This window comes from Pontibacter ruber, assembly GCF_023630205.1.
Classification (GTDB): Bacteria; Bacteroidota; Bacteroidia; order Cytophagales; family Hymenobacteraceae; genus Pontibacter; species Pontibacter ruber.
Window position 1 is genome coordinate 465961 of record NZ_JALPRR010000002.1, and the last position, 25114, is coordinate 491074.

20 protein-coding genes are annotated in these 25114 nt (G+C 47.8%); 8 read left to right on the forward strand and 12 right to left on the reverse strand.

Going from position 1 to position 25114, the window contains the following annotated elements:
- Window positions 1-159: 159 nt before the first annotated feature.
- The 4 genes from MJ611_RS08820 to MJ611_RS08835 form a co-directional block, all read right to left on the reverse strand.
- Window positions 160-1251: an ABC transporter permease gene (locus tag MJ611_RS08820; RefSeq protein ID WP_250429307.1), complete on the reverse strand. Its 1092-nt coding sequence runs from the start codon at window positions 1249-1251 to the stop codon at window positions 160-162.
- Window positions 1248-2621: an ABC transporter permease gene (locus tag MJ611_RS08825; RefSeq protein ID WP_250429308.1), complete on the reverse strand. Its 1374-nt coding sequence runs from the start codon at window positions 2619-2621 to the stop codon at window positions 1248-1250. Before MJ611_RS08825 ends, MJ611_RS08820 begins: the two co-directional genes overlap by 4 nt.
- Window positions 2622-2630: 9 nt before the next feature.
- Complete coding sequence (locus MJ611_RS08830; RefSeq protein WP_250429309.1) at window positions 2631-4283, reverse strand: ABC transporter substrate-binding protein; 1653 nt, start codon at window positions 4281-4283, stop codon at window positions 2631-2633.
- A gap of 146 nt (window positions 4284-4429) precedes the next feature.
- Window positions 4430-4588 carry a hypothetical protein gene (locus MJ611_RS08835; RefSeq protein ID WP_250429310.1) on the reverse strand — a complete coding sequence of 53 codons (159 nt, stop codon included), beginning with the start codon at window positions 4586-4588 and terminating at the stop codon, window positions 4430-4432.
- 344 nt (window positions 4589-4932) lie between these two features.
- On the opposite strand from MJ611_RS08835, the gene MJ611_RS08840 reads away from it, so the two are divergent.
- The 3 genes from MJ611_RS08840 to MJ611_RS08850 are packed head-to-tail and all read left to right on the forward strand — an operon-like array spanning window position 4933 to window position 9334.
- Window positions 4933-6423 (forward strand): hypothetical protein, encoded by a 1491-nt coding sequence (locus MJ611_RS08840; RefSeq protein ID WP_250429311.1) that lies wholly within the window; start codon window positions 4933-4935, stop codon window positions 6421-6423.
- Between the two features lie 34 nt (window positions 6424-6457).
- Window positions 6458-7963, forward strand: a complete 1506-nt coding sequence (locus MJ611_RS08845; RefSeq protein WP_250429312.1) for a hypothetical protein — start codon at window positions 6458-6460, stop codon at window positions 7961-7963.
- Window positions 7964-8017: 54 nt separating this feature from the next.
- Entirely contained in the window at window positions 8018-9334 is a 1317-nt protein-coding gene (locus tag MJ611_RS08850; protein WP_250429313.1) for an MFS transporter, read from the forward strand.
- Window positions 9335-9449: 115 nt separating this feature from the next.
- Here MJ611_RS08850 and MJ611_RS08855 read toward each other — a convergent pair whose 3' ends face one another.
- Together MJ611_RS08855 and MJ611_RS08860 are read right to left on the reverse strand one after the other, a co-directional pair.
- On the reverse strand, window positions 9450-11114 hold the full coding sequence (locus MJ611_RS08855; RefSeq protein ID WP_250429314.1) for an amidohydrolase: 1665 nt from the start codon (window positions 11112-11114) through the stop codon (window positions 9450-9452).
- Window positions 11115-11123: 9 nt separating this feature from the next.
- Complete coding sequence (locus MJ611_RS08860) at window positions 11124-11897, reverse strand: AMP nucleosidase (RefSeq protein WP_250429315.1); 774 nt, start codon at window positions 11895-11897, stop codon at window positions 11124-11126.
- Window positions 11898-11966: 69 nt separating this feature from the next.
- Here MJ611_RS08860 and MJ611_RS08865 point away from each other — a divergent pair, with 69 nt between their 5' ends.
- Window positions 11967-12428: a type I restriction enzyme HsdR N-terminal domain-containing protein gene (locus MJ611_RS08865; protein ID WP_250429316.1), complete on the forward strand. Its 462-nt coding sequence runs from the start codon at window positions 11967-11969 to the stop codon at window positions 12426-12428.
- Window positions 12429-13030: 602 nt separating this feature from the next.
- On the opposite strand, the gene MJ611_RS08870 is transcribed toward MJ611_RS08865, so the two are convergent.
- The 3 genes from MJ611_RS08870 to MJ611_RS08880 all read right to left on the reverse strand — a co-directional run bounded on the left by MJ611_RS08870 (window position 13031) and on the right by MJ611_RS08880 (window position 17365).
- Window positions 13031-14896 (reverse strand): LTA synthase family protein, encoded by a 1866-nt coding sequence (locus MJ611_RS08870; protein WP_250429317.1) that lies wholly within the window; start codon window positions 14894-14896, stop codon window positions 13031-13033.
- Window positions 14897-15133: 237 nt separating this feature from the next.
- A complete protein-coding gene (gene ald, locus MJ611_RS08875) occupies window positions 15134-16246 on the reverse strand; it encodes an alanine dehydrogenase (protein ID WP_250429318.1) in 1113 nt (370 codons plus the stop codon).
- A 336-nt stretch (window positions 16247-16582) separates the two neighbouring features.
- On the reverse strand, window positions 16583-17365 hold the full coding sequence (locus MJ611_RS08880) for a DUF1573 domain-containing protein (RefSeq protein ID WP_250429319.1): 783 nt from the start codon (window positions 17363-17365) through the stop codon (window positions 16583-16585).
- A gap of 193 nt (window positions 17366-17558) precedes the next feature.
- Between MJ611_RS08880 and MJ611_RS08885 the strand changes: the two genes are divergently transcribed.
- On the forward strand, window positions 17559-19967 hold the full coding sequence (locus MJ611_RS08885; protein ID WP_250429320.1) for an alpha-ketoacid dehydrogenase subunit alpha/beta: 2409 nt from the start codon (window positions 17559-17561) through the stop codon (window positions 19965-19967).
- 81 nt (window positions 19968-20048) lie between these two features.
- Here MJ611_RS08885 and MJ611_RS08890 read toward each other — a convergent pair whose 3' ends face one another.
- Window positions 20049-20618 (reverse strand): hypothetical protein, encoded by a 570-nt coding sequence (locus MJ611_RS08890; protein WP_250429321.1) that lies wholly within the window; start codon window positions 20616-20618, stop codon window positions 20049-20051.
- A 75-nt stretch (window positions 20619-20693) separates the two neighbouring features.
- On the opposite strand from MJ611_RS08890, the gene MJ611_RS08895 reads away from it, so the two are divergent.
- The 3 genes from MJ611_RS08895 to MJ611_RS08905 all read left to right on the forward strand — a co-directional run bounded on the left by MJ611_RS08895 (window position 20694) and on the right by MJ611_RS08905 (window position 22802).
- Window positions 20694-21689, forward strand: coding sequence for an acyl-CoA synthetase family protein (locus MJ611_RS08895; RefSeq protein ID WP_250429322.1), 996 nt, complete (start codon window positions 20694-20696; stop codon window positions 21687-21689).
- A 70-nt stretch (window positions 21690-21759) separates the two neighbouring features.
- On the forward strand, window positions 21760-22650 hold the full coding sequence (locus MJ611_RS08900) for a zinc-dependent peptidase (RefSeq protein WP_250429323.1): 891 nt from the start codon (window positions 21760-21762) through the stop codon (window positions 22648-22650).
- A complete protein-coding gene (locus MJ611_RS08905) occupies window positions 22614-22802 on the forward strand; it encodes a hypothetical protein (RefSeq protein ID WP_250429324.1) in 189 nt (62 codons plus the stop codon). Before MJ611_RS08900 ends, MJ611_RS08905 begins: the two co-directional genes overlap by 37 nt.
- A gap of 136 nt (window positions 22803-22938) precedes the next feature.
- Here MJ611_RS08905 and MJ611_RS08910 read toward each other — a convergent pair whose 3' ends face one another.
- Both MJ611_RS08910 and MJ611_RS08915 read right to left on the reverse strand, forming a co-directional pair.
- Window positions 22939-24105, reverse strand: a complete 1167-nt coding sequence (locus MJ611_RS08910; protein ID WP_250429325.1) for a sigma-54-dependent transcriptional regulator — start codon at window positions 24103-24105, stop codon at window positions 22939-22941.
- Window positions 24106-24218: 113 nt separating this feature from the next.
- The gene (locus tag MJ611_RS08915; protein WP_250429326.1) at window positions 24219-25112 is read right to left on the reverse strand and encodes a transglutaminase; all 894 of its coding nucleotides are present in this window, start codon (window positions 25110-25112) and stop codon (window positions 24219-24221) included.
- Window positions 25113-25114 lie beyond the last annotated feature (2 nt).

The window sequence follows — 25114 nt, forward strand, 5'->3', positions numbered from 1 at the left end:
AAAGTAACATCAGAGCACGATGTGTTTTTTGGTGAATTGATAAATTACGGAAGTGCAGCTGTTGTTGTATGTGCCTGTCTGGTAGTGCTAAGCAGGTGAAAAGGGCGTATTGAAGCTTTTTGTATATAGTGAAAATTATATAAAAGGTAACATGTGTTGTTATGGAGAATGATGTTGCATCGCATTTAAGATATAGTAGCTGCAGGTTTGTAGCGCTAACACCGTAAGAGCCAGAAACCCGCCCGGGAAAACTACCAGCCACCAGGCAGACGTGTTCGCTCTGATTCCGGCAATTGTTCTGCCCCAGCTAACAAGCTCAGCCGGCACCCCAATACCTAAAAAAGAAAGTGTGGATTCGAGCGCCAGCAAACCGGCCAGTCCGAATATAAAAGATACTATCACCGGCGCAAGTATGTTGGGAAGCGCATGCCGCATAAGAAGGCCTCCTGTCGAAGCCCCGGCACTGACAGCAGCCTCGAAATAGGGCAACTGCTTTACCCGAAGCGTTTCAGCACGTGTAAGCCGGGCTGTATCGGTCCAATACGTAAGCACTAAAATAAAAGAAAGTAACACTACGGATGGCGGCATAAAAGAAGCCAGCACAAGGATGATAACAAGCCTTGGTATACTTGTAAATACCTCTATCAGGCGCAGCACCACCTGATCAGCAGGAAACGGAACCTGTTTAGTGAAGAAGGTTGCCCGTTTCAGGGCAGGCACCAGCACCTTCATCAGGATAAACGGGGCAAGTATGGCTATGCCCATACTTAGCAAAAGCACGGCAGGGGGTAGTTTGAGCAGAAAAGCCTGGGAGGGCACATACATACCGAAGTATAAAAATACAGGTACGGATAAAAGTATACCTGAAAAGCTGGCTCTGCTGATCTTGCCAGACGAGTCAGCATAAAAGCCGGCGGCAGTACCCAGTACCAATCCAATTACAGTAGTAGCAAGCATAACAGGCAGGCTTATCAATACGGCAGTTCGGGCACCAAACAATGTATTCGACAGCACATCCCGGCCCAACGCATCGGTGCCCAACCAATGCAACGGCGTTGCGGAGGTAACGTTGGCCCACTGAAAAGGAGGCTGAAATGCCTGCCCCAGGTCCAGGTCGTTTGGCTGGAAGGAGAGAGGCAGCCACGGAAGTAGTATTACCAGCAGCAGGAACAGGAACAGGTAAATCAGCGCCAGCCTGAAAGCCCAGCGCAGCTGCCAGATACGCACGATATCGGAGAGAAATCTGTTCATGAGGAGGTATAACGAATGCGCGGATCTGCCAGGCTATACAACGCATCAGCCACCAAATGCGAAAGCATTTTAAACAAAGCCACTATTACTACAATGCCCATCATCACCGGATAATCCCGGGCCTGCACAGCTGTCAGCAACAAACGTCCAACTCCAGGTATAGCAAAGATGGTCTCGATGATCAGTGCCCCGGCTACCAAGGCAGGCAGAAAATCTGATAGCAAGGTGATAATCGGTAACCAGGCATTGCGAAGCATGTGCTTTCTGATGATGCGCGTTTCGGATAAACCTTTGGCACGGGCTGTTCGGGTGTAATCTTCGTTACCGGTAGTAGCCAGCGATCTGTACACCTGGTTGGTAAGGTAGGGCAGGTTTGCCAGCGTGAGGCACAGAACCGGCAAGGCCATGAACTGTACTTGCCGGGCCAATGACTCGTGCCAGGGAAGTCCTGCGGGAGAATAATAACCCATACCGTAAACAGGGAAGAGCTGAAGAAATGCAGGGCTGGCAAGAAGTACAAGCAGGAGCAGGGCCAGCACAAAGGTAGGTATACTATCCGTTAGAAACAGGACAGGCAGGAACAGCCGGCGCCATTTTCTGCCTTTTTGCCTTACCATCAGTATGCTGAGTTCAAAAGCCAGCACTACTGATATCGCCATACTTAGTATCAATAACCAGAAAGTATTGCCGATTGCTTCTGCAAGTATAGCCGGCACCGCTCTGTGGTCGCGGTACGAAGTGCCAAAATTTCCCTGAAGCACTTCAGTCAACCAGTTGTGGTATTGATTTTTGCTGCCATTCCAGCTTAGCGTGGGCAGCAGCCCCAGATAATCCTGCCGATGCTCTACCATTCGCTTTGCATTACGAAGAAGTATAGCTGTCTGGAATGCGTTCTCCTGATCGGCCTCAGCGATAGACGAGGCCGCTGCAAGTATAGCCGGGGCAACGGTTGAAGTGTGAAGCGCCTCAAAGTGAGGCTGCAGCTGATCCTGTTGCGCAGCTAAAGTGTGTGCTTGCTTTACGCCGGAATAATAAGCTGAAACCAGAGGCCAGTTGCCATACTTCCATGCTAGGCGACGAAGGTGCAATCGCTCACTTTCCGGATATACACGGTACAGCGTGTCTGGCTCTGCCCTGGCATGTATACTGAAGTAAAATAAGGGTAGATCCTGCTGTGTTTTGTGCAGGTATTGCCTGTAGCTGCGCTCGCGGCTCTCCTTACTTCCTTTGCTGTATTGCTCATCTCCTTTGAGAATGTTCCCGGCGCCCAGCCCCTGCGGCAACAACCTGCTCAACAGGAAAAAGAGGGAGGCGATAAGCCAAAGCATGGGCAAGACCAGCACCAGTCGTTTAAACAGGTATCCAGGCATGAGGCTGTATTAGTTTTTCAGCAGGAAGGCGCTAACGTCATAGTTTGGCTCCAAACCTGATACCTTCGTGTTGGTGAATCGTTTGTGAATTGCTATCCGTTCTTTCAGATAATAAAGCGGGATGAGGGTAGCCTCTTCCTGCATGATCTGCTGAAGCTTTTTCAGGTGCAGGGCTTTCTCTTCATCGGTGCGGGCAGCATTGATCGCATCCAGGAGTTTGTCTGTTTGGGCGTTGCCAAAGCCTGTGGTGTTAAAGCCGTCCAGGCCTGCAGCAGACGTATGAAGCAGGGGCTTGAAGTTGAACGCAAAAGGATTTCCGGAAAGGGCGCGGAAGAACATGTCAAATTCATGGCTCCCGATGCGCTGGCTCAGGTAGCTGCCATCCAGGGCCTGTATGGTAACAGGAATGCCTGCCTTTGCTGCACTTTGCTGAAAAATAAGAGCCGAGTTCTGATAACCCGTACTTCCGGCGCGGTGTACGATATCTATGGTAAGTTTCTCTTTAGTTCCGCTGATATTCTTGTACCAGCCATCTTTTTCCTGCTTCCAGCCGGCAGCTGCAAGCAGTTGCTTTGCTTTCTGTACATTATGCTTGTAGGGAGTTAGCTCAGAATTGTAGAATTTCTTTACGGAGGGAGGCACAATGCCTACAGTAGGGGTGGCTTGCGATTGTTGTACGACGCTGATCAGGCTGTTTACATCCAGCAGATGTGCTATTGCCTGACGGGTACGTTTATCCGAAAACTTAGGAAGGCGGCTGTTGAGGCCTGCATATACAAATTCGTACCCGTTAGGAGTATGCAGGGTATACTCTTCCAGAAACGATTTATCCTGCTGCAGCTGTCTGAACTCTGCTACAGCAATATTTTCCAGTACATCCAATTGGTGGTTTTTAAGCGCGAGCAGTGCTGTAGTATTATCAGGTATGATCTGAAAACTGATACGTGCCGGGTTAGCAGTTAAATGCGCTGCTTCATTGCCGAGTTCTTTACCCCACCAACTCTCTTTTCGCTTCAGGGTGATGTATTGTCCCGGCACCCAGCTGTCCAGCAGATAGCCTCCGGAGCCTTGCAGCATTTCTTTGCTTTTGGCTGACTCGGTGCTGTTAAAGCGTTCTGCAAAAGCTTTGATACGCCCGTTGTTATCCGGTTCTGCCGAACCCGAGGAAAGGGTACGCACAGAGACAGATTTCAGCAAACCTGCCGGATCGAATAAGTACGCCGGAAGTATAAAAAAGTCTCCTGTCAGGAGTTCCATTTCAGGGGCATATCCCTTGCATAGAAGCGTAAATTTCCGCGGGTCTTCCTTGTCAAGTATGATATCCTGTATAAACTCTACCTGAGGTTTGATGGACTCGTTATTTACCAAAGGCGCCTTCAGCACCTTTAAGGTAAAGGCCACATCTTCTGCTGTTACAGGAGCCCCGCTAGCCCATTCCGCTTCTTTTCTTAAAGTATAAGTAAAGTAAGTAAGCGAATCTTTTCGCTCTACCTGCGGCATGCTGGCTGCCAATGCCGGCTTTAACCCGTCACTCTCCAGATCAACAGACAGCAGACTATGGAACAACAGATTTATGATCTGTATCGCTCCAGCATCGGAATAGTTAACAGGGTTTAACGTTTCCGGGTCTGCGGAAAAGCGTACGCGTACCTCATCAGGCACCCGCTGTGGCTGACTGCAGAAACTTAAAAGTAAAAGTAAACCAAATAGTAAAGTAGATATTTTCCTCATCCTGTTTTATGACCTTTGGCTAGTAAGGAAGCAAAGGCAAGATAAGGAAAATGAAGATAGTAACTTCAGAAAGTAGCTTAGTTGCCACCGCTTTTCTCAACATTGCTCCAAGCACCTGAGCCACCCATCGTGGTAATTGTTTGCTCTTCTGTGTTTGTAGTAGTTGTTGTAGATTGATCGCCAGTTGGTGCGCCTAGTAACAAGTTGAGAATGATGGAGATGATGATCGTTATCATGATTTAATTTTTTAGCTTTTAAAGATCTGTTACAAAATTCTATTTTGAATTAGTGTATTTAAAGGAATATTTTGAAAGAAAAGTAACTAACAATTATGTAATTAAATTTTTACACTTTTTAATTTTGTTTTCAATTAATAGCCCTTAGCTTCTTAATTATTGCTTTTCTTTTGATGTTATAGATAAAAAGTAACAAGCACTTCTTTTTTGACATTAGAAAATTAAACAACTATATATTGAAAGTAAATGAATATATTAGCTGAAAAGTAACATAAGCTTTTTGTTATTTTTATTTTAATTTATTAATAACAAACCTTCTGATATACTTCTATTGACATCCTTATATGGAAGAACTAATTAAATTATCAAAATTAGTAACAGCTTATCTTAGTAATAATGGTCTTATTACTCAAGAAAAAAAGCAGAACAGTAAAGAAGGTCTCTTTATAACTAATTTAAAGAATGGAAAATATCTTTCAGACACTGAAGCTGCAAAAGATTTATATAATTCTGATGCAAATGATGTTCGTTACAAGATGTTGAAACATCGCCTTAAACGAAAGCTTTATAGTAGTCTATATTTTATTGATTACAACAAAGTAAAATGGCCTGATCACTTACAGAAAGAGCAGGAATGCATCAGTTTGATTCATCATGCTCATATTCTTAAGAATGAGTTCGAGTATAACCTAGTAGAAAATCTAGCAAATAAGATTTTAGCAATAGCTTTACAATACAGTTTTACTGATTTACAGATAACCGCACTGGAACTAAAAGCGCTTAGCTATTCGGAACTTGGCTTGGTTAAGAAGTACTATAAAGTGGTTGATGAGTTAGAAGAAGCACTTATTAAGAAACAATATGAAAGAGAAGCTCTAACGTTATTCCAGACTTTTAACCTAAAGTTGAAAAAATCAGTGAAGACAAGAAGAGAGTTTCTCCCGGAACTACTTAAAATCATTGATAGACTTGAGGAGTTGTGGAGTTTAGGTAAAACTTTTTCTTTGTTTCAGTCTTACTATAGAGTTTATATCGGATACCATGAGCAACAGGGAAATTTTTCAAAGCTTGTAGATATTACACTGGATGCGGTCAAGTTAGTAGAGGAAGGAGTTATCAATCCCAACCGATTCAATCTTAGTTTTAATAACTACATATTGGTATACGCTCACTTAAGAGCGAGCAATCTGCAGAACGGGTTAAAATATGCAGAAATGTACTTGCCACTGTATCCGCAAAGTTCTCCGAATTGGTTCGCATACATGGAAAATTATTTCCTGCTCGCCGTGCACGCTAAACAGTATGAATTAGGCCAGTTATTGTTACAGAAAGTCTTTGATAATACGTCCTTTAGTCGAATCTTAACAACTGCAAAGGAGCGTTGGAAACTGTATCAACTATACTTTAGATTAGTTGCTCCAAATAAATCGTTTTACAAGGATAGGAATAACCCTTACCTGCTATCACTTCCAGAGTATAGCAAAGACAAGCAGGGATTTAACGTTGCAATCCTAATCCTGCAGTTTATTTATTTTCTAGAGAATGGGGATGCGGAAGCCCTTCTATACCGCATCGAGAGTCTTAAGAAGTATATTCTGACGCACCTTAAAGATGTTTTCAGCTTAAGAAGTAAGTTATTCTTAAAGCTGCTTATGTTAACGGTAACAGAGGACTTTAATCCTAAGAGTTGTGAAATAAAAGGAGCAAAAATACTTGAGAAATTACAGGAGGCGCCAACCCCCGGTGATGCTTTTGCCGAGATTGAAATTATCCCTTATGAACACCTGTGGGAGATTATTTTGCGCATTTTGCATGAGAGAGAGAACAAAGTATAAAGCATAACTTAATTAATGACCAAATTCTACTCTAATGGATCGTATTAAAAGGCTCATCACTTTGCTGGAGCAAAGGGGAATGCAACCAAACTTTTTAATAAATCTTGAAGATACCTCTAGCCATGAATCACGGCTTTATTTTATGGTAAGAGATGAAGCGATATTATCTGACAAAGATGCTGTTCAGGAGCTGTATGGGAAGCAGCTAAATGCTGTACCTACCAGTTATAGAATGCTAAAATCCAGAGTAAAGAAAAAACTTTTCAACCAGCTTCATTTGCTCAATTTACACGATAAAAACTTTGGGGAAAGGAAGCAAATGCGACTGGAAGCCGAGTCGCTGCAGTATAGGGCTAGCATCCTGTTTAATTTGGATGAGTATGATTTAGTGATAGAATTAGTAGAAAAGGTATTGCAAATAGCAAAAGAATATGATTTTTATGACCTCCAATTAAATGCTACGGATCTTCTGAAGGGAGTTTATTACTATAAAAAAGACATAAAGAAGCTAAGCTTCTATACAGATGTAGCAGAGAGGCTTAAAGATATAGTTCTTGCGGAAAGAGAAGCTCAGAGCATATCTAGGAAGTTTCGTCTGGAATCTGGCTACTTTGTAGATAACAGGTATGAGCTACTAAGCAAAATAGAGGAAGCTATCTCTAGACTGAAAGAATTATGGGAAAGAAACAGGACTTATAGAACATTTGAGTATTACTACCTTGTGCAAATACAATTATACGAACAGCAGGGGGATTTTACTTCAGTTATAGAATTTACAAAGTATGCAGACAAATTAGTAGCTGATGGGATGGTAAATAAAAATATATTCGATCGGAGCATGAATATATTTCTTTGTGTTTATGCACATCTCCGTGCAGAGCTGTATGATAAAGGTTTAGAACTTGCTGCTCAAGCATTACCCCTATATGATAAGCATAGCGGTAATTGGTTTGCCCATATGGAGAATTATATTCTGTTGGCTTTATATAAGCAAGATTATACTTTGGCATCTAATCTTATAGAGCAGGTTAACAAGAATAAGTTTTCTCAAAGTTTACCAGAACTTGTAAAAGAAAGGTGGTGTCTAATCAACGCGTTCATTGACCTGGTCACCAAACATACTGTCTCATCCAAATTGTTAGATGAACTGAAAGAAGCCAGCTACATCTCTAAAGACAAACAGGGTTTTTACGTGTATGTGAATGTGCTGGAGTTTATGTATCTGCTCTTTAACCATCAAACGAGTGATGTATTTGAGACCTACATTGATCGCTACCGGAAGTATGCTGCCAGGTACCTGAAAAATGATAAAGTAGAGCGCATTAAGATATTTTATAAACTGATGACGCTGGCGCTCCGGGAAGCGTTCGATTATGAAAAATGCGCTGCTAAAGGAGAGGCGTTATTTCAGAAGTTAAAGGTGACGAAAGCGCCTGGCGAAGCCTATGCCGAAGTCGAGATTGTACCGTACGAACACCTTTGGGAACTGGCGCTTGACATTATGAAGCAACGGCATCAGGATTCTGTTGCAGAAGCATAAAACTTCGTTTGCAGCTACCGGTTACAGTATTATTTTTTTGCATATATTTCTGCTATGCAAAAAAATAACCCCACCGTTACCCGGGCCTGGTGCTTTTATGATTGGGCCAACTCTGTTTACTCGCTTGTTATTACGTCCACCATTTTCCCGATCTATTACAGCGCAGTGGCCAAGCACCCTGCATCCGGGTCTACTGTGGTCAGCTTCCTGGGTTACGAACTGCAGAGCTCTGTTTTGTTTTCGTATGCTGTTTCTGCCTCGTTCCTGATCATCGCATCTTTAAGCCCTTTCCTGACATCCATTGCAGATTACAGCGGGCGCAAAAAGCTTTTCATGCAGTTGTTCTGCTACCTGGGCTCCATTTCCTGTGCCGGGTTATACTTCTTTACCAGAGAGACTTTCACCTTTTCCGTTATACTTTTTGTGCTGGCTTCTATCGGGTTTAGTGGCAGTATTGTATTCTATAACTCTTACCTGCCCGAAATTGCTACCGAGGACCAGTACGATAAGCTGAGCGCCCGAGGCTTTGCCATGGGATACTTTGGCAGCGTGCTCCTGCTCATTTTTAACCTGGCCATGATCCTGAAACCAGAGATTTTTGGCATAGCACCGGATAACAAGAGCCTGCCACCGCGCATTGCTTTTTTGACCACAGGTTTGTGGTGGTTTGGCTTTGCCCAGTATACCTTTTATCATTTGCCGGGCAATGTATATAAGCGCACCCCGCGAGGCAGCTGGATACTGAACGGCTTTAAAGAGCTGCAGAAGGTGCTGGCACAGGTAAAGGAGCTGCCGCTTTTAAAACGGTTTCTGCTGGCCTATTTTTTCTACAACATGGGGGTCCAAACGGTCATGTATGTGGCCACAATCTTCGGTATCGAGGAGCTTAGCCTGCCGGACGATGCCCTGATCATGACCATTCTTATTATTCAGTTAGTGGCAATTGCAGGGGCGTATGCTTTCGCTTTTCTCTCCAATAAGTTCGGTAACATCTGGGCGCTGATCCTGGCGGTGATCATCTGGATCGGCATCTGCATTGGGGCATACTTTATTCAAGGAGCTTTTGATTTTTATGTGCTGGCAGCCGTGGTAGGTACTGTGATGGGCGGAGTGCAGTCGTTATCGCGCTCCACTTATTCAAAGTTGATCCCAGCCAACACTACCGACCACGCATCTTACTTCAGCTTTTATGATGTGACAGAAAAGGTTTCCATTGTATTGGGTACGCTGGCTTACGGGGCCATCGCACAGGCAACCGGCTCCATGCGGAACAGCATCTTAGCGTTGATCATCTTTTTTGCAGTTGGACTGCTGTTCTTAGCCCTGGTCAGAGGGAAGAAATCCCTGACACCTCAAAAGATTGTAAACTAAACCTGGCAAATTGGGCGATCATATTTTTGATTGCTTTTGCAAGTATAACAAGTATAAAATAAGAGCGGCTGCCAACATTGGCAGCCGCTCTTATTTTATAAAGTGAATGAGCTGTTTACTTCTTCTGGTAAACCAGCTTACCGTTTACATAAGTGCGTAGAATTTGTACACCCCGCATTTGTTCTGGTGCTACGTTCATCAGATCTTTATCTACAAGTATAAAATCGGCGAACTTTTCCTTTTCTATACTTCCTTTCTCGTTCTCCTCAAAATTTGATTTGGCCGCCCAGATCGTCATGCCACGCAGCGCGTCTTCCCGGCTCAGCGCATTATCCATCTGGAAACCACCTGAGGGGTAGTTTTTAGCGTCTTGGCGGGCTACTGCTGCATGGAAGCCGAACAACGGGTTGATATCTTCTACCGGAAAATCGCTGCCCAGCGGGATATAACCGTTTTGCTGCATCAGTTCTTTAAACGGATAAGCATGCTTGATGCGCTCCTTGCCTAGTCTGTCGCCGGCCCAGTACATGTCGGATGTAGCATGTGTTGGCTGCACCGATGGCACAATGCTATACTTGCCAAACTTGGCCATATCGGCAGGGTTGATGATCTGTGCATGCTCAATGCGCCAGCGCTTGTCGTTCTTTTCTTTCAGCACTTCGCCGTAAATGTCGAGCAGCAAACGGTTTGCAGAGTCGCCGATGGCGTGCGTGTTCATCTGGAAACCGTGCTGGTTAAGTTCTGCGGCAACATCCCGAAACTCTTTTTCAGAAGCCAGCAGGAAGCCGTAATGGTTATGCTTGTCGGCATAGGGTTTCAGCAGGTTCGCACCTCTGGAGCCTAGCGCGCCGTCTGAATAAATTTTAAACGAGCGAACGTTTAGCCTGTCTGTTTTATAAGGGCCGTTCTTAAAGTAATGGTCCTTGTTTTCTTTGGTAGGGTTCAGCATGGCATACACACGCATCTGCAATTCGCCTTTCTGCTGCATGTCGTCGATCAGGTCAACGGTCTGCTTGTCTAGCCCAGCGTCGTCTACAGTGGTAAGGCCTACAGCAAAGCAGTTTGCTTCAGCATTTTTCAGTGCCTGACGTTTCTCTGCCTCATCGGCCTCCGGTATTTTGTTTGTTACCAGGTCCACGGCGTTATCGATCAGAATACCTGTCATGCGGCCGTTCTTTACCTCTACAAGCCCGCCCACCATTTTGGCTTGCGGCGTTACCCCAGCCAGATCCAGTGCTTTCTGGTTCGCCAGCGCAGCATGGCCGTCTACGCGGGTAAGTATAACCGGCGTGTCAGGAAAGAGCTTATCCAGTGTGTCTTTTGCCGGAAACTCCTTCACGGCCCAGTCGTTCTGGTCCCAGCCACGGCCCGTGATCCACTCGGTGTCGGGGTATTTCTTACGCTGCTCTACCACAAGCTGCACTACCTCTTTGAAGGATTCGGTACCTACCAGGTCAGCCGACTGCAGGGCAAGGCCGTAGCGGTAAAAGTGCGAGTGCGCGTCGATCAGTCCAGGGTAAATGGCCTTACCTTCTGCATCAAGCTCTTCTGAGGCGTTATACTTCTGGCGGATATCGGCTGTGGAGCCAACTTCCAGGATCTTGCCATCCTTTACGGCGAAGGCTTCGGCTTTTTCAAAATTGTCATTAACCGTATACACTGTGCCGTTGTACACGATCAGGTCGGCTGCCTCGGAACCGGTTTTGGTGCCGGAGCAGCTGCTTAGCAAGGTGCCGCCCAATAGTAGGGCAGCGGTAAGGGTGCGAAGGGTGTTGGTCATAGGGTCAGGTTATTCAAAGCGCATGTGTTTTACAGACTCCCCGGAGTTGATCAGTTCCAACAGCGAGTCGATGCCGATGCTCAGGTGTTTCTCCACATAGTTAGAGGTAACCAGTTTATCGCTTTCAGAGGTTTTCACACCTTCCGGTATCATTGGGTTATCAGAAACTAGCAGCAGGGCGCCGTGCGGAATTTCGTTAATGAAGCCTACTGTAAAGATAGTGGCCGTTTCCATATCGATGCCCATGGCACGGATCTGGCGCAGGTAATCTTTAAAGTCTTCGTCGTGCTCCCAAACGCGGCGGTTGGTCGTATAAACGGTACCGGTCCAGTAGTCCATTTCGTGTTTCTTGATCATAGAGGAAACAGCACGCTGCAAACGGAAAGACGGAAGCGCGGGAATTTCAGGTGGCAGGTAGTCGTCGGAAGTACCTTCGCCACGAATAGCAGCGATCGGAAGAATCAAGTCGCCCAGTTGGGTTTTCCTTTTCAGGCCGCCGCACTTGCCCAGAAACAAAGCTGCCTTGGGCTTGATAGCCGAGAGCAGGTCCATAACCGTAGCTGCCATGGCACTGCCCATACCAAAGTTGATGATGGTGATGTTGTTAGCCGTGGCCGTCTGCATGGGTTTGTCCAGTCCCCTGATCTCAACCCCGAAGCGGTCGGCAAACATGCGGACATAGTTTATAAAGTTAGTCAGCAGGATGTATTCTCCAAATTCGTTCAGTTCCACACCCGTGTAGCGCGGAAGCCAGTTTTTAACAATCTCGTCTTTCTCTTTCATAGTCAATCTAATTAAAATGACACCTGCCGGGCCATACGGCTGCAAGTATAAATGATGTAAATTAGCGTTATGAAAACGCTCAATCTTCCGCCGTTTGAATACAAACTTAAACAATCTGGCGCTAATATGTTGATTTTTGACGTACTGCGCCGGAAATACGTTTTACTGACGCCTGAAGAATGGGTGCGCCAGCACTTCATCCATTACCTGGTTAATTCGCTCGCTTACCCCAAAAGCCTGATCAGTGTGGAGCGCGGCACCACGTACAATAAGCTGCAGAAACGTACCGATATTTGTATCTATACTAACACGGGCAGTCCCTTTTTGCTGGTGGAGTGCAAAGCGGCGCATGTGCCTATTACGCAGGAGGTGGTAAAACAGGTATCTACTTACAACCAGGTGTTGCAGGCACCATACGTGGTTATCACAAACGGGTTGGAGCACTACTGTTGGGAAGTTGATTTTGCCACCCGCAAGTTTATGCCGTTGCAGGACATTCCTAAGTATGGTTTTGAACAAGGGTTTGAGTAATCAATGTGACTGTCATTTCGAGTGGTAACGAGAAATCTGCTGTTGTTTAATTTTATACTTTACGCCGCCAAGCCTTAGCTATTGTAGCTGCTGTTCTTCCTTAGTTTTACTTGCTTATACTTTCATAGTTTCCATTGGTGCGCTCACGGTCGCGGGGCCTCGTCCTCGGGCATCGCGCTGTCTGGCTTTCCTTTGCTACCCTTCGGTCGCAATGCCCTCGCGGGCACCGGAAACCCAGAAGGCGCTCAACCCAAGGACTGGAAATGACACGACTTAGCTTCTGGCTATGCAACTAGAACCAAGTCCCCCTTTGAAGGGGGTAGGGGGATGACTGCAGCAGCTATGAAACTTATACTTTCAAGTATAGTCAAAGACAGAACTCCCATCCTTAGACAAGGAGGGGCAGGGGTGGTTGGACCACAGAAACTAGGGAGGTATAAACTCAACTACACCAAAGGCAGAAGTTCCTCTCCTCAGCGAGGTGCAGGGGTGGATTTATACATCAGCTGCCGTCATGCTTGCTGGTGAAAACACGCAGCAAGGGCACAACAGCAAGTGGCAGTATACTATACAAGATGAAACCCACATTCAATCCTTCAAAATTACTTCAGGTATAACCTGTTGCTGACCATCCCGCTACGAAAGTACTGCACGTAAGCCTTGAGTTGCAGCGCGTTTTTCTCAGCAGGAGGGGCAGGAGCAAGATCCGGGAAAGTATAGAATTGCGTCTTGTCGTCTACTGTAAGCTCTGTTACACCGGATGGCTGCACCAGAAAATAGGAGTTGCCGTTGTAGAACAAGGCTCTGCCGGAACTGCTGCTATCCAGTACCGATTGTCCAAAGGGCGGCAGTTTTCGGGTCGGCAGGTTCAGGTAATCCACTACGGTCGGGAAGATGTCCGCCTGCTGCGTTACTTTTTCCGGATCTATACTTTCAAACTTCTGCCCCGGACGGAAGAGCAGGAGCGGTACCCGGTAGTGGCCCAGTTCGTTCTGGTAAGCCGGGTTGATACTTTCCTGTGTGTGATCGGCGGTAAGTATAAACAAAGTGTTCTGGTACCAGGGTTGTAGGGAGGCATTCTTAAAGAACTCCCGCAAGGCATGGTCCGCGTAGCCAATGGACTCGTGAATCTCTAATTCTCCTTTTGGAAACTGACCTTTATACTTGGCCGGTACGGTGTAAGGCTGGTGCGAGCTAAGTGTGAACAGGGTAGCCAGGAAGGGCTGTTTAAATCCGGTTAGCTGTCGCGATACATACTGCAGGTAGGGCTCATCGAAAATACCCCACTGCCCGTCGAAATCCTGCTTGCTAAGATCAGAAGGGTACTCATCCAGGCCGTAATACTCGCTCATGCCTGCCAGCTTGCTGAAGTTATTGAAGCCCATGGTACCGTTTGCCGCTCCATGGAAGAAAGCAGTTTTGTACCCGTGCTCCTGCAGTACAGCACCCAAACCATACAGTGTGTTGCCCTGATAGGCAGAAGTAATATAAGGCTCCTGCATCAGCGAAGGCAAGCCGGCCAGCACTGATGGAAGTGCTTCGATGGACTTACGGCCGTTGGCAAAGTTGTTTTTGAACAGCAATCCCTGCGTTGCCAGCGAATCTAGGAAAGGTGTATAGCCTTTGCCTCCGTTCAAAGCGCCCACATATTCCGAGGCAAAACTCTCCAGTATGATAATGACCACGTTTTCTTTCTTAGGCAAGCCCGACAGATTTTTATACTTATCAGCATCAAAAGGCAGGGCTGCCAGCAAGGCATCCTCAGAAGAAAAATAGTGCTTCTCCTCCAGTTTGTTCTGGCCTATGCTTTTAATAAAGGTAAACGGACTGTTCAACGTCAGGTGACCCAAAGCGGCAGGCTGAAGTATAAAAGCATGGCTGGTGCGCAGCGGCTTCAGTTGCACTCCGCCCCGAATGGCCAGTATAGCCAGCGCTATTACCAGCAACAGGCGCAGGTAGCGTAGAGGGTAGGGGTGCTGCTGTACTGCCTGCTCATTACTTCTGGGGTATACCCGCACTAGCCCGACAATCACAAGTAGAAACCCAAGCCCCAGGTACCAGTAGTTCAAGGCCAGTTGCCCCAGTTGGTTGAGTATATCGCCGGTTATGGTAAATATTTCGTTGCTGGAGCGCCTGCCGATAAACTTGAAAAACTCCAGGTCGATGAGCGCCAGCGCCAGGAAAGGTACATTTAGCAGAACGAACAACCCAAGCAAAAAGCGTTGCCAGGAGCGGCTATGCGTAGGGCCATGCGGCCACAGCGAAAGCAGTATAAAAGGCGCGTTAATGGCCGTAAGCGCTGCCAGATCAAAGCGCAGGCCGTGCAGAAAAGCCAGCAGCGTAGCACTTACATCGGCTCCGGAAAAGGTGCTATAGTTGAAAAAATAAAAGAACAGCCGCAGTAGCATGTACAGCACAAGCATCAGGCCGAGCCTTCGCAGCAGCAGTTTCAGTGTATGATCAAACATGTATTCGTTCTGTTTACAGATCTTTTAAAGCAGACAGCGTGCAAAGATACCTAATCATAGCTCGTTAGGAAATGCCGTTATACCTTCCAATCTTCAAACAGAACAACAGCAGCTTGCAGGATTGTTCGAAAGTAGACTTTGTTATACCTTCAGGCAGCAGCTCCTGCTTCCTCCTAAAACAAAAGCGCCTTTCCGGATGTACCGGAAAGGCGCTTTTTATGTCAATGTAAGTTATACTTACAGAACAGACTCAACAGGAGTGTAGTCCAGGTTGAAGGCTTCTGCCACACCTTTGTAAACTACCTTGCCGTTCACTACGTTCAAGCCAAGCTTCAGTTCGTTGCTGTCAGCGCACGCTTGCTTCCAGCCTTTGTTAGCCAGCTGCACTGCGTAAGGCAATGTAGCATTAGTAAGTGCCTGAGTAGAAGTATAAGGCACAGCACCCGGCATGTTAGCCACGCAGTAGTGAACCACATCGTCGATGATGTAAGTTGGGTTCTCGTGCGTTGTCGGCTTGCAGGTTTCGATGCAACCACCCTGGTCAACGGCTACGTCTACCAGTACCGTACCTGGTTTCATTGTAGCAAGCATGTCGCGCGTGATCAGGTGCGGAGCTTTAGCACCCGGGATCAATACAGCACCAATGATCAGGTCATGCGTTTGTACCAGCTCACGGATTACATAACCGTTCGACATTTGTGTTTTAACGTTCGCAGGAAGAACATCATCTAGGTAACGCAGACGGGCAAGGTTCGTGTCCAGGATGGTCACATCAGCACCCATACCAGCCGCCATTTTAGCAGCATTCGTACCAACCACACCACCGCCAAGTACAAGTACTTTAGCAGGCTGAACACCTGGCACGCCACCCAACAGGATACCACGTCCTTTCAGTGGTTTCTCCAGGTATTTTGCACCTTCCTGAATCGACATACGGCCAGCAACTTCTGACATAGGCACCAGCAAAGGCAGGCTTCTGTCAGGTCTTTCTACTGTTTCGTAAGCAAGGCAAACTGCTTTACGCTCGATCATGGCGTGTGTAAGCGGCTCGTAAGAAGCAAAGTGGAAGTAAGTGAACAGCAACTGGTCTTCCTTGATCAGGTTGTACTCAGACTCAATCGGCTCTTTTACTTTGATGATCATTTCAGCGATGCCGTATACTTCTTCAATGCTTGGAAGGATGGTAGCACCTGCTCTAACGTAATCTTCGTCGGCAAAACCGCTGCCTTCGCCGGCAGTAGCCTGCACATAAACGGTGTGGCCGTTACGCACCAGCTCGTTTACACCGGCAGGGGTTGCACCTACACGGTTTTCGTTATTCTTGATTTCCTTAGGAACACCAATAATCATGTCGTTCTATATTATATTATTAGAGTTGTGTAAAGCTGCGCAAATATACCATATCTAAACATAAATAAAAGGCTAATTAAGAAACCAAACCGATTAAGTTTTACCTGAGGCTGAAGCAGGGAGAAGTGCTTCATTATAAGGTATAAGCATGCTGTTTTTGGTTTGGAGATAAGTGGTTTATACTTTGGCTCTAGAAGGCTAAGGCTGACAAGGCAGTTAATGACATCTGAAATTGCACCGGATTGGGAGCGAATTTGAGGAAATGGAAAGGTATAAAATGAAAAAAGGCAGTGATAAGATCACTGCCATTAGTACAAAATAAAACTATGAAAAAAACTATCTGAAAGGTACCGGCTGTGAGCCCTCCCTTAACATATTCTTTGTTGCCAGGTTCTCCACTACATTGGCTTTCAATGTTAATTTGAGATCTGGCATTATTATATCGTTAGAAATAATGTGTACTACCTCGTTTTGCTCCTTTAACATAGAAGGAACATACGTTAGTTCCAAAAATGCTTGCTGTCCTGCTTTTAATGCCGGCTCAGAAACTTTGTAGCTCACACAGTTGCAGCTGCTCTTTATGCCCTGCACCACCAGGTCCTGCCGACCCGTGTTTTTAATTTTGAATTTAGCTACTGCTTTTTGTCCTTTTTCAAGTTTTCCAAAGTTGTAGCTGGTGGTTCCAACTGCCAAACGCGGGGAGTTTGCCTTTTGTTCCTGAGTATAACTGGTTTTTACATCTTTTGGCCCAACTTCTCCTTTGATATAAATAACCTGGCTCGGAGTAGCTGCATTAGATGTTACCGTGATGGACTTGTGGAACGGCCCCGGACGACCTGTGCTGTTGTACATGGCCTTGATCACGCCTGTTTTGCCAGGCAAAATAGGATCTTTTGTCCAGTCGGGGGTGGTGCAGCCGCAGGATGGTTGCACATTAGCAATAACCACGGGTTGGTTGCCCACGTTTTTTACTTTAAACTCGTAAGTAGCCTGTACACCTTCGGCAATGGTGCCAAAATCATGGGTTTCCTTTTCAAATTTAAGCTCGCCCTGCGCATTGGCGCTGAAGCTGGTTAAAAGGAGGCTAAGTACAATTAAAGAGTAAAGCTTTCTGATCATAAGCGAAAATATAAGTATAAATTTTTAAATCTGATCCTAAAAACAGAGCAAAACAAAGATAGAAAAGTTTTTACAAAAAAACAGCACCCAATTTTAATGCCAAGATGTTCAGAAACAGCCCTGGATTTGTATTTAGGCTAAGTTTCTGTACTTTTGATTGAAAAACATACTTAAGATTTTATATTCAGAAGACATGCAAACTGCTGAAGTATCTATAAATCAAAGACTAAGCACGCAGGAAATACTGAACGATTACCGCATCGCATGGGAGAGCCGCCAGGCCAGCCTTGCCGGTCGTAAGGAGGTGTTCATGGGCAAAGCCAAGTTCGGTATTTTCGGCGACGGCAAGGAAGTAGCCCAACTGGCCATGGCTAAGTTTTTCCAGCCCGGCGATTTTCGTTCCGGTTACTACCGCGACCAGACCTTTATGTTTGCCATTGGCGAACTGACGCTCCAGCAATATTTTGCACAATTATATGCGCATACCGATGTGGAGGCAGAGCCTGCCACCGCCGGTCGCGCCATGAACGGACACTTCGGCACCCGCCTGCTGGACGAGGAAGGCAAGTGGAAAGAGCTGAGCAAACTCAAAAACTCCAGTGCTGACATCTCGCCTACAGCCGGCCAGATGCCGCGCCTGGTGGGCTTGGCATACGCTTCAAAACTATACCGCCAGAACCCAGCCCTGCACAACATGCAGCAGTTCTCCGTGAACGGAAACGAAGTGGCTTTTGGCACCATTGGTAATGCATCTACTTCCGAAGGTATGTTCTTTGAGGCCATTAACGCTGCCGGTGTGCTGCAGGTGCCGATGCTGATGTCGGTGTGGGACGATGGCTATGGTATATCCGTACCAGCCGAGTACCAGACCACCAAAGGCAGCATTTCTGAAATATTGGCTGGTTTCCAGCGCAACAGCAAAGACGAGCAGGGCTTTGAAGTATTCAAGGTAAAAGGCTGGGACTACGCTGCCCTTTGCGAGACATACGAAGCTGCCGTGCGCGTTTGCCGCGAGGAACACGTGCCGGTACTGATACACGTTGAAGAAGTAACACAGCCGCAGGGCCACTCCACGTCAGGTTCGCACGAACGCTACAAATCAAAAGAGCGCCTGGCCTGGGAAGCAGACTACGACTGCCTGAAGAAAATGCGCGAGTGGATCATCGATTCCGGCATTGCATCACAGGAAGACCTGGATCAGATCGAGGCAGAAGCAAAGGAGGCCGTACGTATTGCACGAACCAACGCCTGGAATGCCTTTGCTGGAGCCATCAAAACAGACCACGAGGAAGCGCTGAAGTTGCTCGATAACCTGGCTGCTGCCAGCGAGCACATCACTGAAATTGCAACCATTACAGAAGAGCTTCGCAGAACCGTTGCCCCAATCCGTAGCGATGCTGTGCGGGTAGTGCGCCGTGCCCTGCGTTATGTGCGCGACGAGCGCAACCAGGCCAAGCGTGAGCTGATCGGCTGGCTGGAGCAGACGATGGGCGAGAATGCGGATCGCTTCAATTCATACTTGTACAGCCAGTCCGATGAGTCGGCACTGCTGGTAGAGGAAATAAAACCTGAATTTGATGAGCAGGCCCCGCATGTAGACGGACGTGAAGTGCTGCAGGCATGCTTTGATGCCATACTTGCCCGCGACCCGCGTGTGTTTGCCATTGGCGAAGACGTAGGTAAGATCGGGGACGTGAACCAGGCTTTTGCAGGTTTGCAGGAAAAGCACGGCGAGCTGCGTGTAACAGACACCGGTATCCGGGAGTGTACGATTGTAGGGCAGGGCATAGGCGCTGCATTACGTGGTCTGCGCCCAATCACGGAGATACAGTACCTTGATTATTTATTATATGCTATCCAGATCCTGTCGGATGACTTGGCTTGCTTGCAGTACCGTACCAAAGGCGGGCAGAAAGCACCAATGATCATCCGTACACGTGGCCACCGCCTCGAAGGTATCTGGCATTCCGGCTCCCCAATTGGTATGATACTGCACAGCATACGTGGTATACACGTGCTCGTGCCGCGCGACATGACGCAGGCAGCTGGTTTCTACAATACCATGCTTAAGTCTGATGAGCCGGCCCTGATTATTGAGTGCCTGAACGGGTACCGTCTGAAAGAGCGCATCCCGAGCAATATAGCAGAGTTTACAGTGCCGCTCGGCAAGCCGGAGATCCTGAGAGAGGGTACAGATATTACCATCGTTACCTATGGCTCTATGTGCCGTATTGTGATGGAAGCAGCCAAGCAGTTGGAAGATTTTGGCATATCTGCCGAGGTGATCGACGTGCAGACCTTGCTGCCATTCGACATCGAGCATACCATTACCGACTCTATCCGCAAGACCAACCGTGTGTTGTTTGCTGACGAGGATGTGCCAGGCGGTGCAACCGCTTACATGATGCAGCAGGTAGTGGACGAGCAGGGAGCATGGCGTTACCTCGATTCGAAGCCACAATGCCTGTCAGCACACGCGCACCGCCCTCCATACTCATCAGACGGGGATTACTTCTCCAAACCAAATACAGAAGATGTATTTGAGGCAGTGTATGAGATACTGAACGAAGCAGATCCGGAAGCTTACCCGGAGATTTTCTAAGACATAAACAAAAGTCCCCGAAGTACTTACTCCGGGGACTTTTCATTTTTATACTTCTGTAGCTATACTTTAAGCGCAGTCTTAATCCTGGAACAGCGTGATTTCGTCGGTCGTGATCACGTTGCTCTTATTAGGTATAGGGCGGGTGCGGTCATAGATGAAAATGTCAAACTTTATCACGTCTCCCGGCAGGAAAAGGTCGGCGTCTATTTTAAAGCTATACTTGATCTCTCCTTCCAGCGGTTCTTCCCGGTCATCGGCCGACAGGCGGGTAAAGCGCCCGCTGTAATCAAAGCCTGCTACCGGAAACTGGTACTCCATGAATTTAAACTGACCAGGGTTCATTTCATCGGGCACCCGGATGTATAGTTTCGTAACAAAATTGTTGTGGTAAACAGAGCCCCTGTCAAAAGGAGGTTGCCAGTCTGAGGAGGCAGTGTCGGATAAAAGACCCAGGTTGCCATCTCCATCTTCGTAATGAATTACCAGCACCAGTGAATCTGTTTTCAGTCGGTTTCTTTCAAAGTGATATTGTTCCACCCGTCTGAACTCAATTTTAGGTTCATCCGGGTAGTTGGGCTCTTTCCGACAGGAACTAAAGGCCAGCATCAGCAGAAGCAATACGGCACTATACTTTAGCATGGATTTCATGTGGGATATCAGAAAATGAAGCTAAATTTACTAAACTAAACGAACAGATATAGGAATTGTTATAACTTTATTTGGATGGAATTTAAGGACCGCCACATACAGCAACTGCACCGGAACCAGTCTTTCGACTTTACGGAACTGGCATTGCAGCTCTTTCAGTACCAGGCCCAACACAACGAAGTATACAAAGCGTATATTTCGCACCTGCACGTGGCACCTCAGCAGGTAACGCAACTGGAGCACATTCCTTTTCTGCCCATCGAGTTTTTCAAGACACACGACGTAAAGACCGGTACGTTTGAGCCGGAAGTTACCTTTTACAGCAGCGGCACCACCCAGATGACGCGCAGCCGCCATTTTGTTTCGCACCTGAACTGGTATACCTATACTACCAGGCTGATATTTGAGCAGTACTACGGCTCCCTGCAGGATTACGTGGTGCTGGCCTTGCTGCCTTCGTACCTGGAGCAGGGCGGCTCTTCGCTCGTCGCCATGGTCGATTATTTTATTCAGCAGACCGGGCAGGAGGAGAAGGGATTTTACCTGCACGAGCATGGCAAGTTGCTGCAGGCTATGCAACACGCGCGGCAGCGCGGTAAAAAGGTGTTGCTGATAGGCGTTTCCTATGCCCTGCTGGACTGGGCAGCGCGCCTGCACGGGAAAGAGGATTTCTCAGGCGTTACCATCATGGAAACGGGTGGTATGAAAGGCAGGCGCCGCGAAATGATCCGGGAAGAACTGCACGCCCACCTCAAGCAGGGCTTTGGAGTGGATGCCATCCACTCCGAGTACGGTATGACCGAACTGCTCTCGCAGGCATATTCGCTGGGCGACAGCATTTTCAGGCCCGGCTATACCATGCGCGTGCTGTTGCGCGACCTCAACGATCCGTTTGATGTGAACCACAACCTGCGTTCGGGCGGTATCAACGTCATCGACCTGGCCAACGTCGACTCCTGTGCTTTCATCGAGACCAAAGACATCGGGCGCTCCCATGATAACGGAGGCTTTGAGGTACTCGGCCGTTTCGACAACTCTGACATACGGGGTTGTAACCTGATGGTAGTATAAGAATCTTTCCTTCTCCTGTTCCGTTTAGTTGCCCATGGGTTATTTGTTTTTTATTGCTTTGGTGGCAGGCATGGTCCTGCTTTTTTACAGATGGGCTACACGCAAAGATCGCAGGCGCAAACAGGTACTTGCGCAGGAGTTTCCGGTAGAATGGCGTAAAATCCTGCAGGACCGGGTAGGTTTTTATCATACGTTGAAAGAAGAGGAGCAGAAGCAATTTGAGAAAATGGTGCAGCTCTTCCTTTCGGAGAAGCGCATCACCGGCATTCAGACCGAAATAGACGATACCACCAAGGTACTGGTCGCTTCCAGCGCCATCATACCCATCTTCGGCTTCCGCGACTGGGAGTACCATAACTTAGGAGAAGTAATTGTGTTCCCGGGCCGCATCAAGCGCTTCCAGGACAAAGACAACGAGGCGGTCACGGAAGTGCTCGGGCGGGTGAATCCGTTCCAGAACGATCATTACGTTACCCTTTCCAAACCTGCGCTGGAGCAGGGCTTCAACGAGATGGGCGACCGCAAGAACGTAGGCATTCACGAATTTGCGCACATGCTGGACCAGGCCGACGGCGAGATTGACGGGGTTCCGAAAGCCTACATGCCGGAAGAACTGGTAAAGCCGTGGCAGGAACTGATGTACCGCAAGATCAAAGCCATTAATAAGGGAGAGTCGGATATCAATCCGTACGGGGCTACCAGCGAGGCGGAGTTCTTTGCCGTCGTTACCGAGTACTTTTTCGAAAAGCCCGGACAGTTGGCAGAAAAACATCCCAGATTGTACGAGTTGCTGACGAAGGTCTTTCACCAGAACCCCAAACGCCGTTTCCGTATCGACTTCCGAAGCCTGCTGAACCCCTACGGCAAACGCCTGGGCCGCAACGAACCCTGCCCCTGCGGCAGCGGCGAAAAGTATAAAAACTGTTGCTGGCTGAAACAAGGAGCTGCGGCGGCGGCCTGAGGTATGACCTTATACTTATACTTATACTTATACTTATACCAGGCGACTGGTTAAAATACAAGCTCATGGCGCGAGCGTCCTCGCTCGTGATTGCTATCGTGGGGCCTCTGGCCCTGCTTTCTATACTTATTGGCCGGAGGCCTTCCATATAGTAAGCACGAGCGAGGACGCTCGCGCTATAAAAAAAGCACTCAATGAAGGATATTATTCTTCCCATCATTCCATAACAAGAAAGCCCTTGTCGCTAAACGGCAAGGGCTTTCTTGTTTATAGTATAGTATTGCCCTATCAGGCTACCACCGGACGGGCATAGGCTTTGGCATCCTCAGCGGTAATCTCGTTCCCGCTCATGATCACCAGGCGCTCTACTACATTGCGTAGCTCCCGCACATTACCGCGCCAGTCTAAGCCCTGCAGGTATTGCATGGCATCCGGGGTAATGGTTTTAGGTTTGTTGCCGTAGTCGTTGGCGATGTCCTGCAAAAACTTCTGCACCAGGTCAGGAATGTCTTCGCGGCGCTCGTTCAGCGGCGGCACGTGTATCAGAATCACCCCAAGGCGGTGGTAAAGGTCTTCACGGAAGTTCTTGGCTTCGATCTCTTCCAGCAGGTTTTTATTCGTAGCCGCGATCACCCGCACATCCACCTGTATGTCCTTGTCGCCGCCCACGCGCGTAATCTTGTGCTCCTGCAGCGCGCGCAGCACTTTGGCCTGCGCCGACAGGCTCATGTCGCCTACCTCGTCCAGGAACAAGGTGCCGCCGTTCGCCTGCTCAAACTTACCGATGCGTTGCTTTACAGCCGAGGTAAAGGAGCCTTTCTCGTGTCCGAACAGTTCGCTTTCTATCAGCTCGCTCGGGATGGCGGCGCAGTTCACCTCGATCAGCGGACCAGAGGCACGGTTGCTTTGCTCGTGTATGGCCCGGGCCACCAGTTCCTTGCCGGAGCCGTTCGGGCCCGTAATCAGCACGCGGGCATCGGTAGGCGCTACTTTTTCGATCGCCTGTTTCACCCGGCCCAGCGCTGCCGAAGCACCCACCATCTCGTAGGTTTTTGATATCTTCTTCTTCAGGATCTTCGTCTCTGTTACCAGGTTCGATTTGTCCAGTGCGTTCCGTACCGTAACCAGCAAACGGTTCAGGTCCGGTGGTTTCTGCAGGAAATCGTAGGCTCCTTTTTTGGTGGCTTCCACGGCCGTATCGATGGTGCCGTGGGCCGAAATCATGATAAACGGGGTGTCCGGGGCTATTTCCATAGCTTTTTCCAGCACCTCAAGGCCATCCATGTTAGGCATTTTGATGTCGCAGAGCACGACATCATACTTGCTCTTGCTCAGGTTTTGCAGGCCTTTTACGCCATCCTCCGCTTCGTCCACCGTGTAGTTCTCGAACTCGAGGATCTCCTTCAGGGTGCTGCGGATGGCCCGTTCATCATCTATTATTAAGATCTTGGGCATAGTGCGTTCTATAGTTTTTGCTAAGTATAAAAAAATAACAGCCACCAGTCAAGGTGGCTGCTGCACTTGTACGTTTTAATCAGCTTAAAAGCTGTACTTGTCTTACGTTTGGGTTATTCGGTAAAGGTGATCACGCTGTATAGTTCCGGCTCCAGGAACGGACCTCCGGGGTAGTTGGCTGTATAATCGAAGTTGATCCAGAGATCGCCGTTTGTTTCGTGCAGGTGTATCTTGCCTCCGTTCACTTCATCCGGGAACAGGGTGCGCACGGCATAACTTACAGCTTCCAGATCGTCTGTGGTGCCTACCTTTACCTCGGTATACATATGGCTGGTAGAAATCACAACACGTGCCTCGCCGCCAATGGCCATCACCGAAGAAGCCATCAGAATAGAATAGTCGTCGCAGTCGCCGGCCAGCAGACCTATGCTTTCGGTAGGGGGGGAGTAGTAATCCAGGCCAACCGGGTCGTTCACGTATTTCCAGTTCAGGCAGATGTGTTTGAACAGCGAAAAGTAACGCGCTATTTTTCCATACTTGCGGTAATACTCGTCGTGGAAGTAGCGGGTTGAGTTTTCTACGGCAAACGCCCGTACGGCTGGGTGCGTGGGCTGCATGGCACTTTTTACGCGGCGCTCCTGGAAGTAAGTGCCTTTCACCGGCTTAAAGTAAGACACCTTGTGCGGGTTGCTGGTCATGTTCACCAGCATGGCGTTATAGTCAGAATACAGGTTGTCAGAGCCGTAGCCAGCAAACGTGCTGTTGAAGAACATTACCCCCAGAATTGCCACAAACATGGCCACAATGAGCTTACGGCTGATTTTAGTAACGATCACCGAGATGGTGGCAGCCAGCATCACGCACAGCAGGAAGTTCAGTTCGTAATCGATGAAACTGATGCGTTGCGTGTAAAAACTGATGAGTACGGCCAGCGGAAAAACGATAATGATCTGTATAAACCGTACTACAAAATTGACAATGTGTGAAGACTGTAACATTCGCGTCATGA

Bases quoted from the DNA above. Each gene is read 5' to 3' on its own strand.
- MJ611_RS08845 (WP_250429312.1), top strand. From the start codon at position 6,458: ATGGATCGTATTAAAAGGCTCATCACTTTGCTGGAGCAAAGGGGAATG.
- MJ611_RS08840 (WP_250429311.1), top strand. From the start codon at position 4,933: ATGGAAGAACTAATTAAATTATCAAAATTAGTAACAGCTTATCTTAGT.
- MJ611_RS08900 (WP_250429323.1), top strand. From the start codon at position 21,760: ATGGTCCTGCTTTTTTACAGATGGGCTACACGCAAAGATCGCAGGCGC.
- MJ611_RS08860 (WP_250429315.1), bottom strand. From the start codon at position 11,897: ATGAAAGAGAAAGACGAGATTGTTAAAAACTGGCTTCCGCGCTACACG.
- ald (WP_250429318.1), bottom strand. From the start codon at position 16,246: ATGATTATTGGTGTTCCTAAGGAAATCAAGAATAACGAAAACCGTGTA.
- MJ611_RS08850 (WP_250429313.1), top strand. From the start codon at position 8,018: ATGCAAAAAAATAACCCCACCGTTACCCGGGCCTGGTGCTTTTATGAT.
- MJ611_RS08820 (WP_250429307.1), bottom strand. From the start codon at position 1,251: ATGAACAGATTTCTCTCCGATATCGTGCGTATCTGGCAGCTGCGCTGG.
- MJ611_RS08825 (WP_250429308.1), bottom strand. From the start codon at position 2,621: ATGCCTGGATACCTGTTTAAACGACTGGTGCTGGTCTTGCCCATGCTT.
- MJ611_RS08880 (WP_250429319.1), bottom strand. From the start codon at position 17,365: ATGATCAGAAAGCTTTACTCTTTAATTGTACTTAGCCTCCTTTTAACC.
- MJ611_RS08890 (WP_250429321.1), bottom strand. From the start codon at position 20,618: ATGAAATCCATGCTAAAGTATAGTGCCGTATTGCTTCTGCTGATGCTG.
- MJ611_RS08895 (WP_250429322.1), top strand. From the start codon at position 20,694: ATGGAATTTAAGGACCGCCACATACAGCAACTGCACCGGAACCAGTCT.
- MJ611_RS08865 (WP_250429316.1), top strand. From the start codon at position 11,967: ATGAAAACGCTCAATCTTCCGCCGTTTGAATACAAACTTAAACAATCT.
- MJ611_RS08915 (WP_250429326.1), bottom strand. From the start codon at position 25,112: ATGACGCGAATGTTACAGTCTTCACACATTGTCAATTTTGTAGTACGG.
- MJ611_RS08855 (WP_250429314.1), bottom strand. From the start codon at position 11,114: ATGACCAACACCCTTCGCACCCTTACCGCTGCCCTACTATTGGGCGGC.
- MJ611_RS08910 (WP_250429325.1), bottom strand. From the start codon at position 24,105: ATGCCCAAGATCTTAATAATAGATGATGAACGGGCCATCCGCAGCACC.
- MJ611_RS08835 (WP_250429310.1), bottom strand. From the start codon at position 4,588: ATGATAACGATCATCATCTCCATCATTCTCAACTTGTTACTAGGCGCA.
- MJ611_RS08870 (WP_250429317.1), bottom strand. From the start codon at position 14,896: ATGTTTGATCATACACTGAAACTGCTGCTGCGAAGGCTCGGCCTGATG.
- MJ611_RS08885 (WP_250429320.1), top strand. From the start codon at position 17,559: ATGCAAACTGCTGAAGTATCTATAAATCAAAGACTAAGCACGCAGGAA.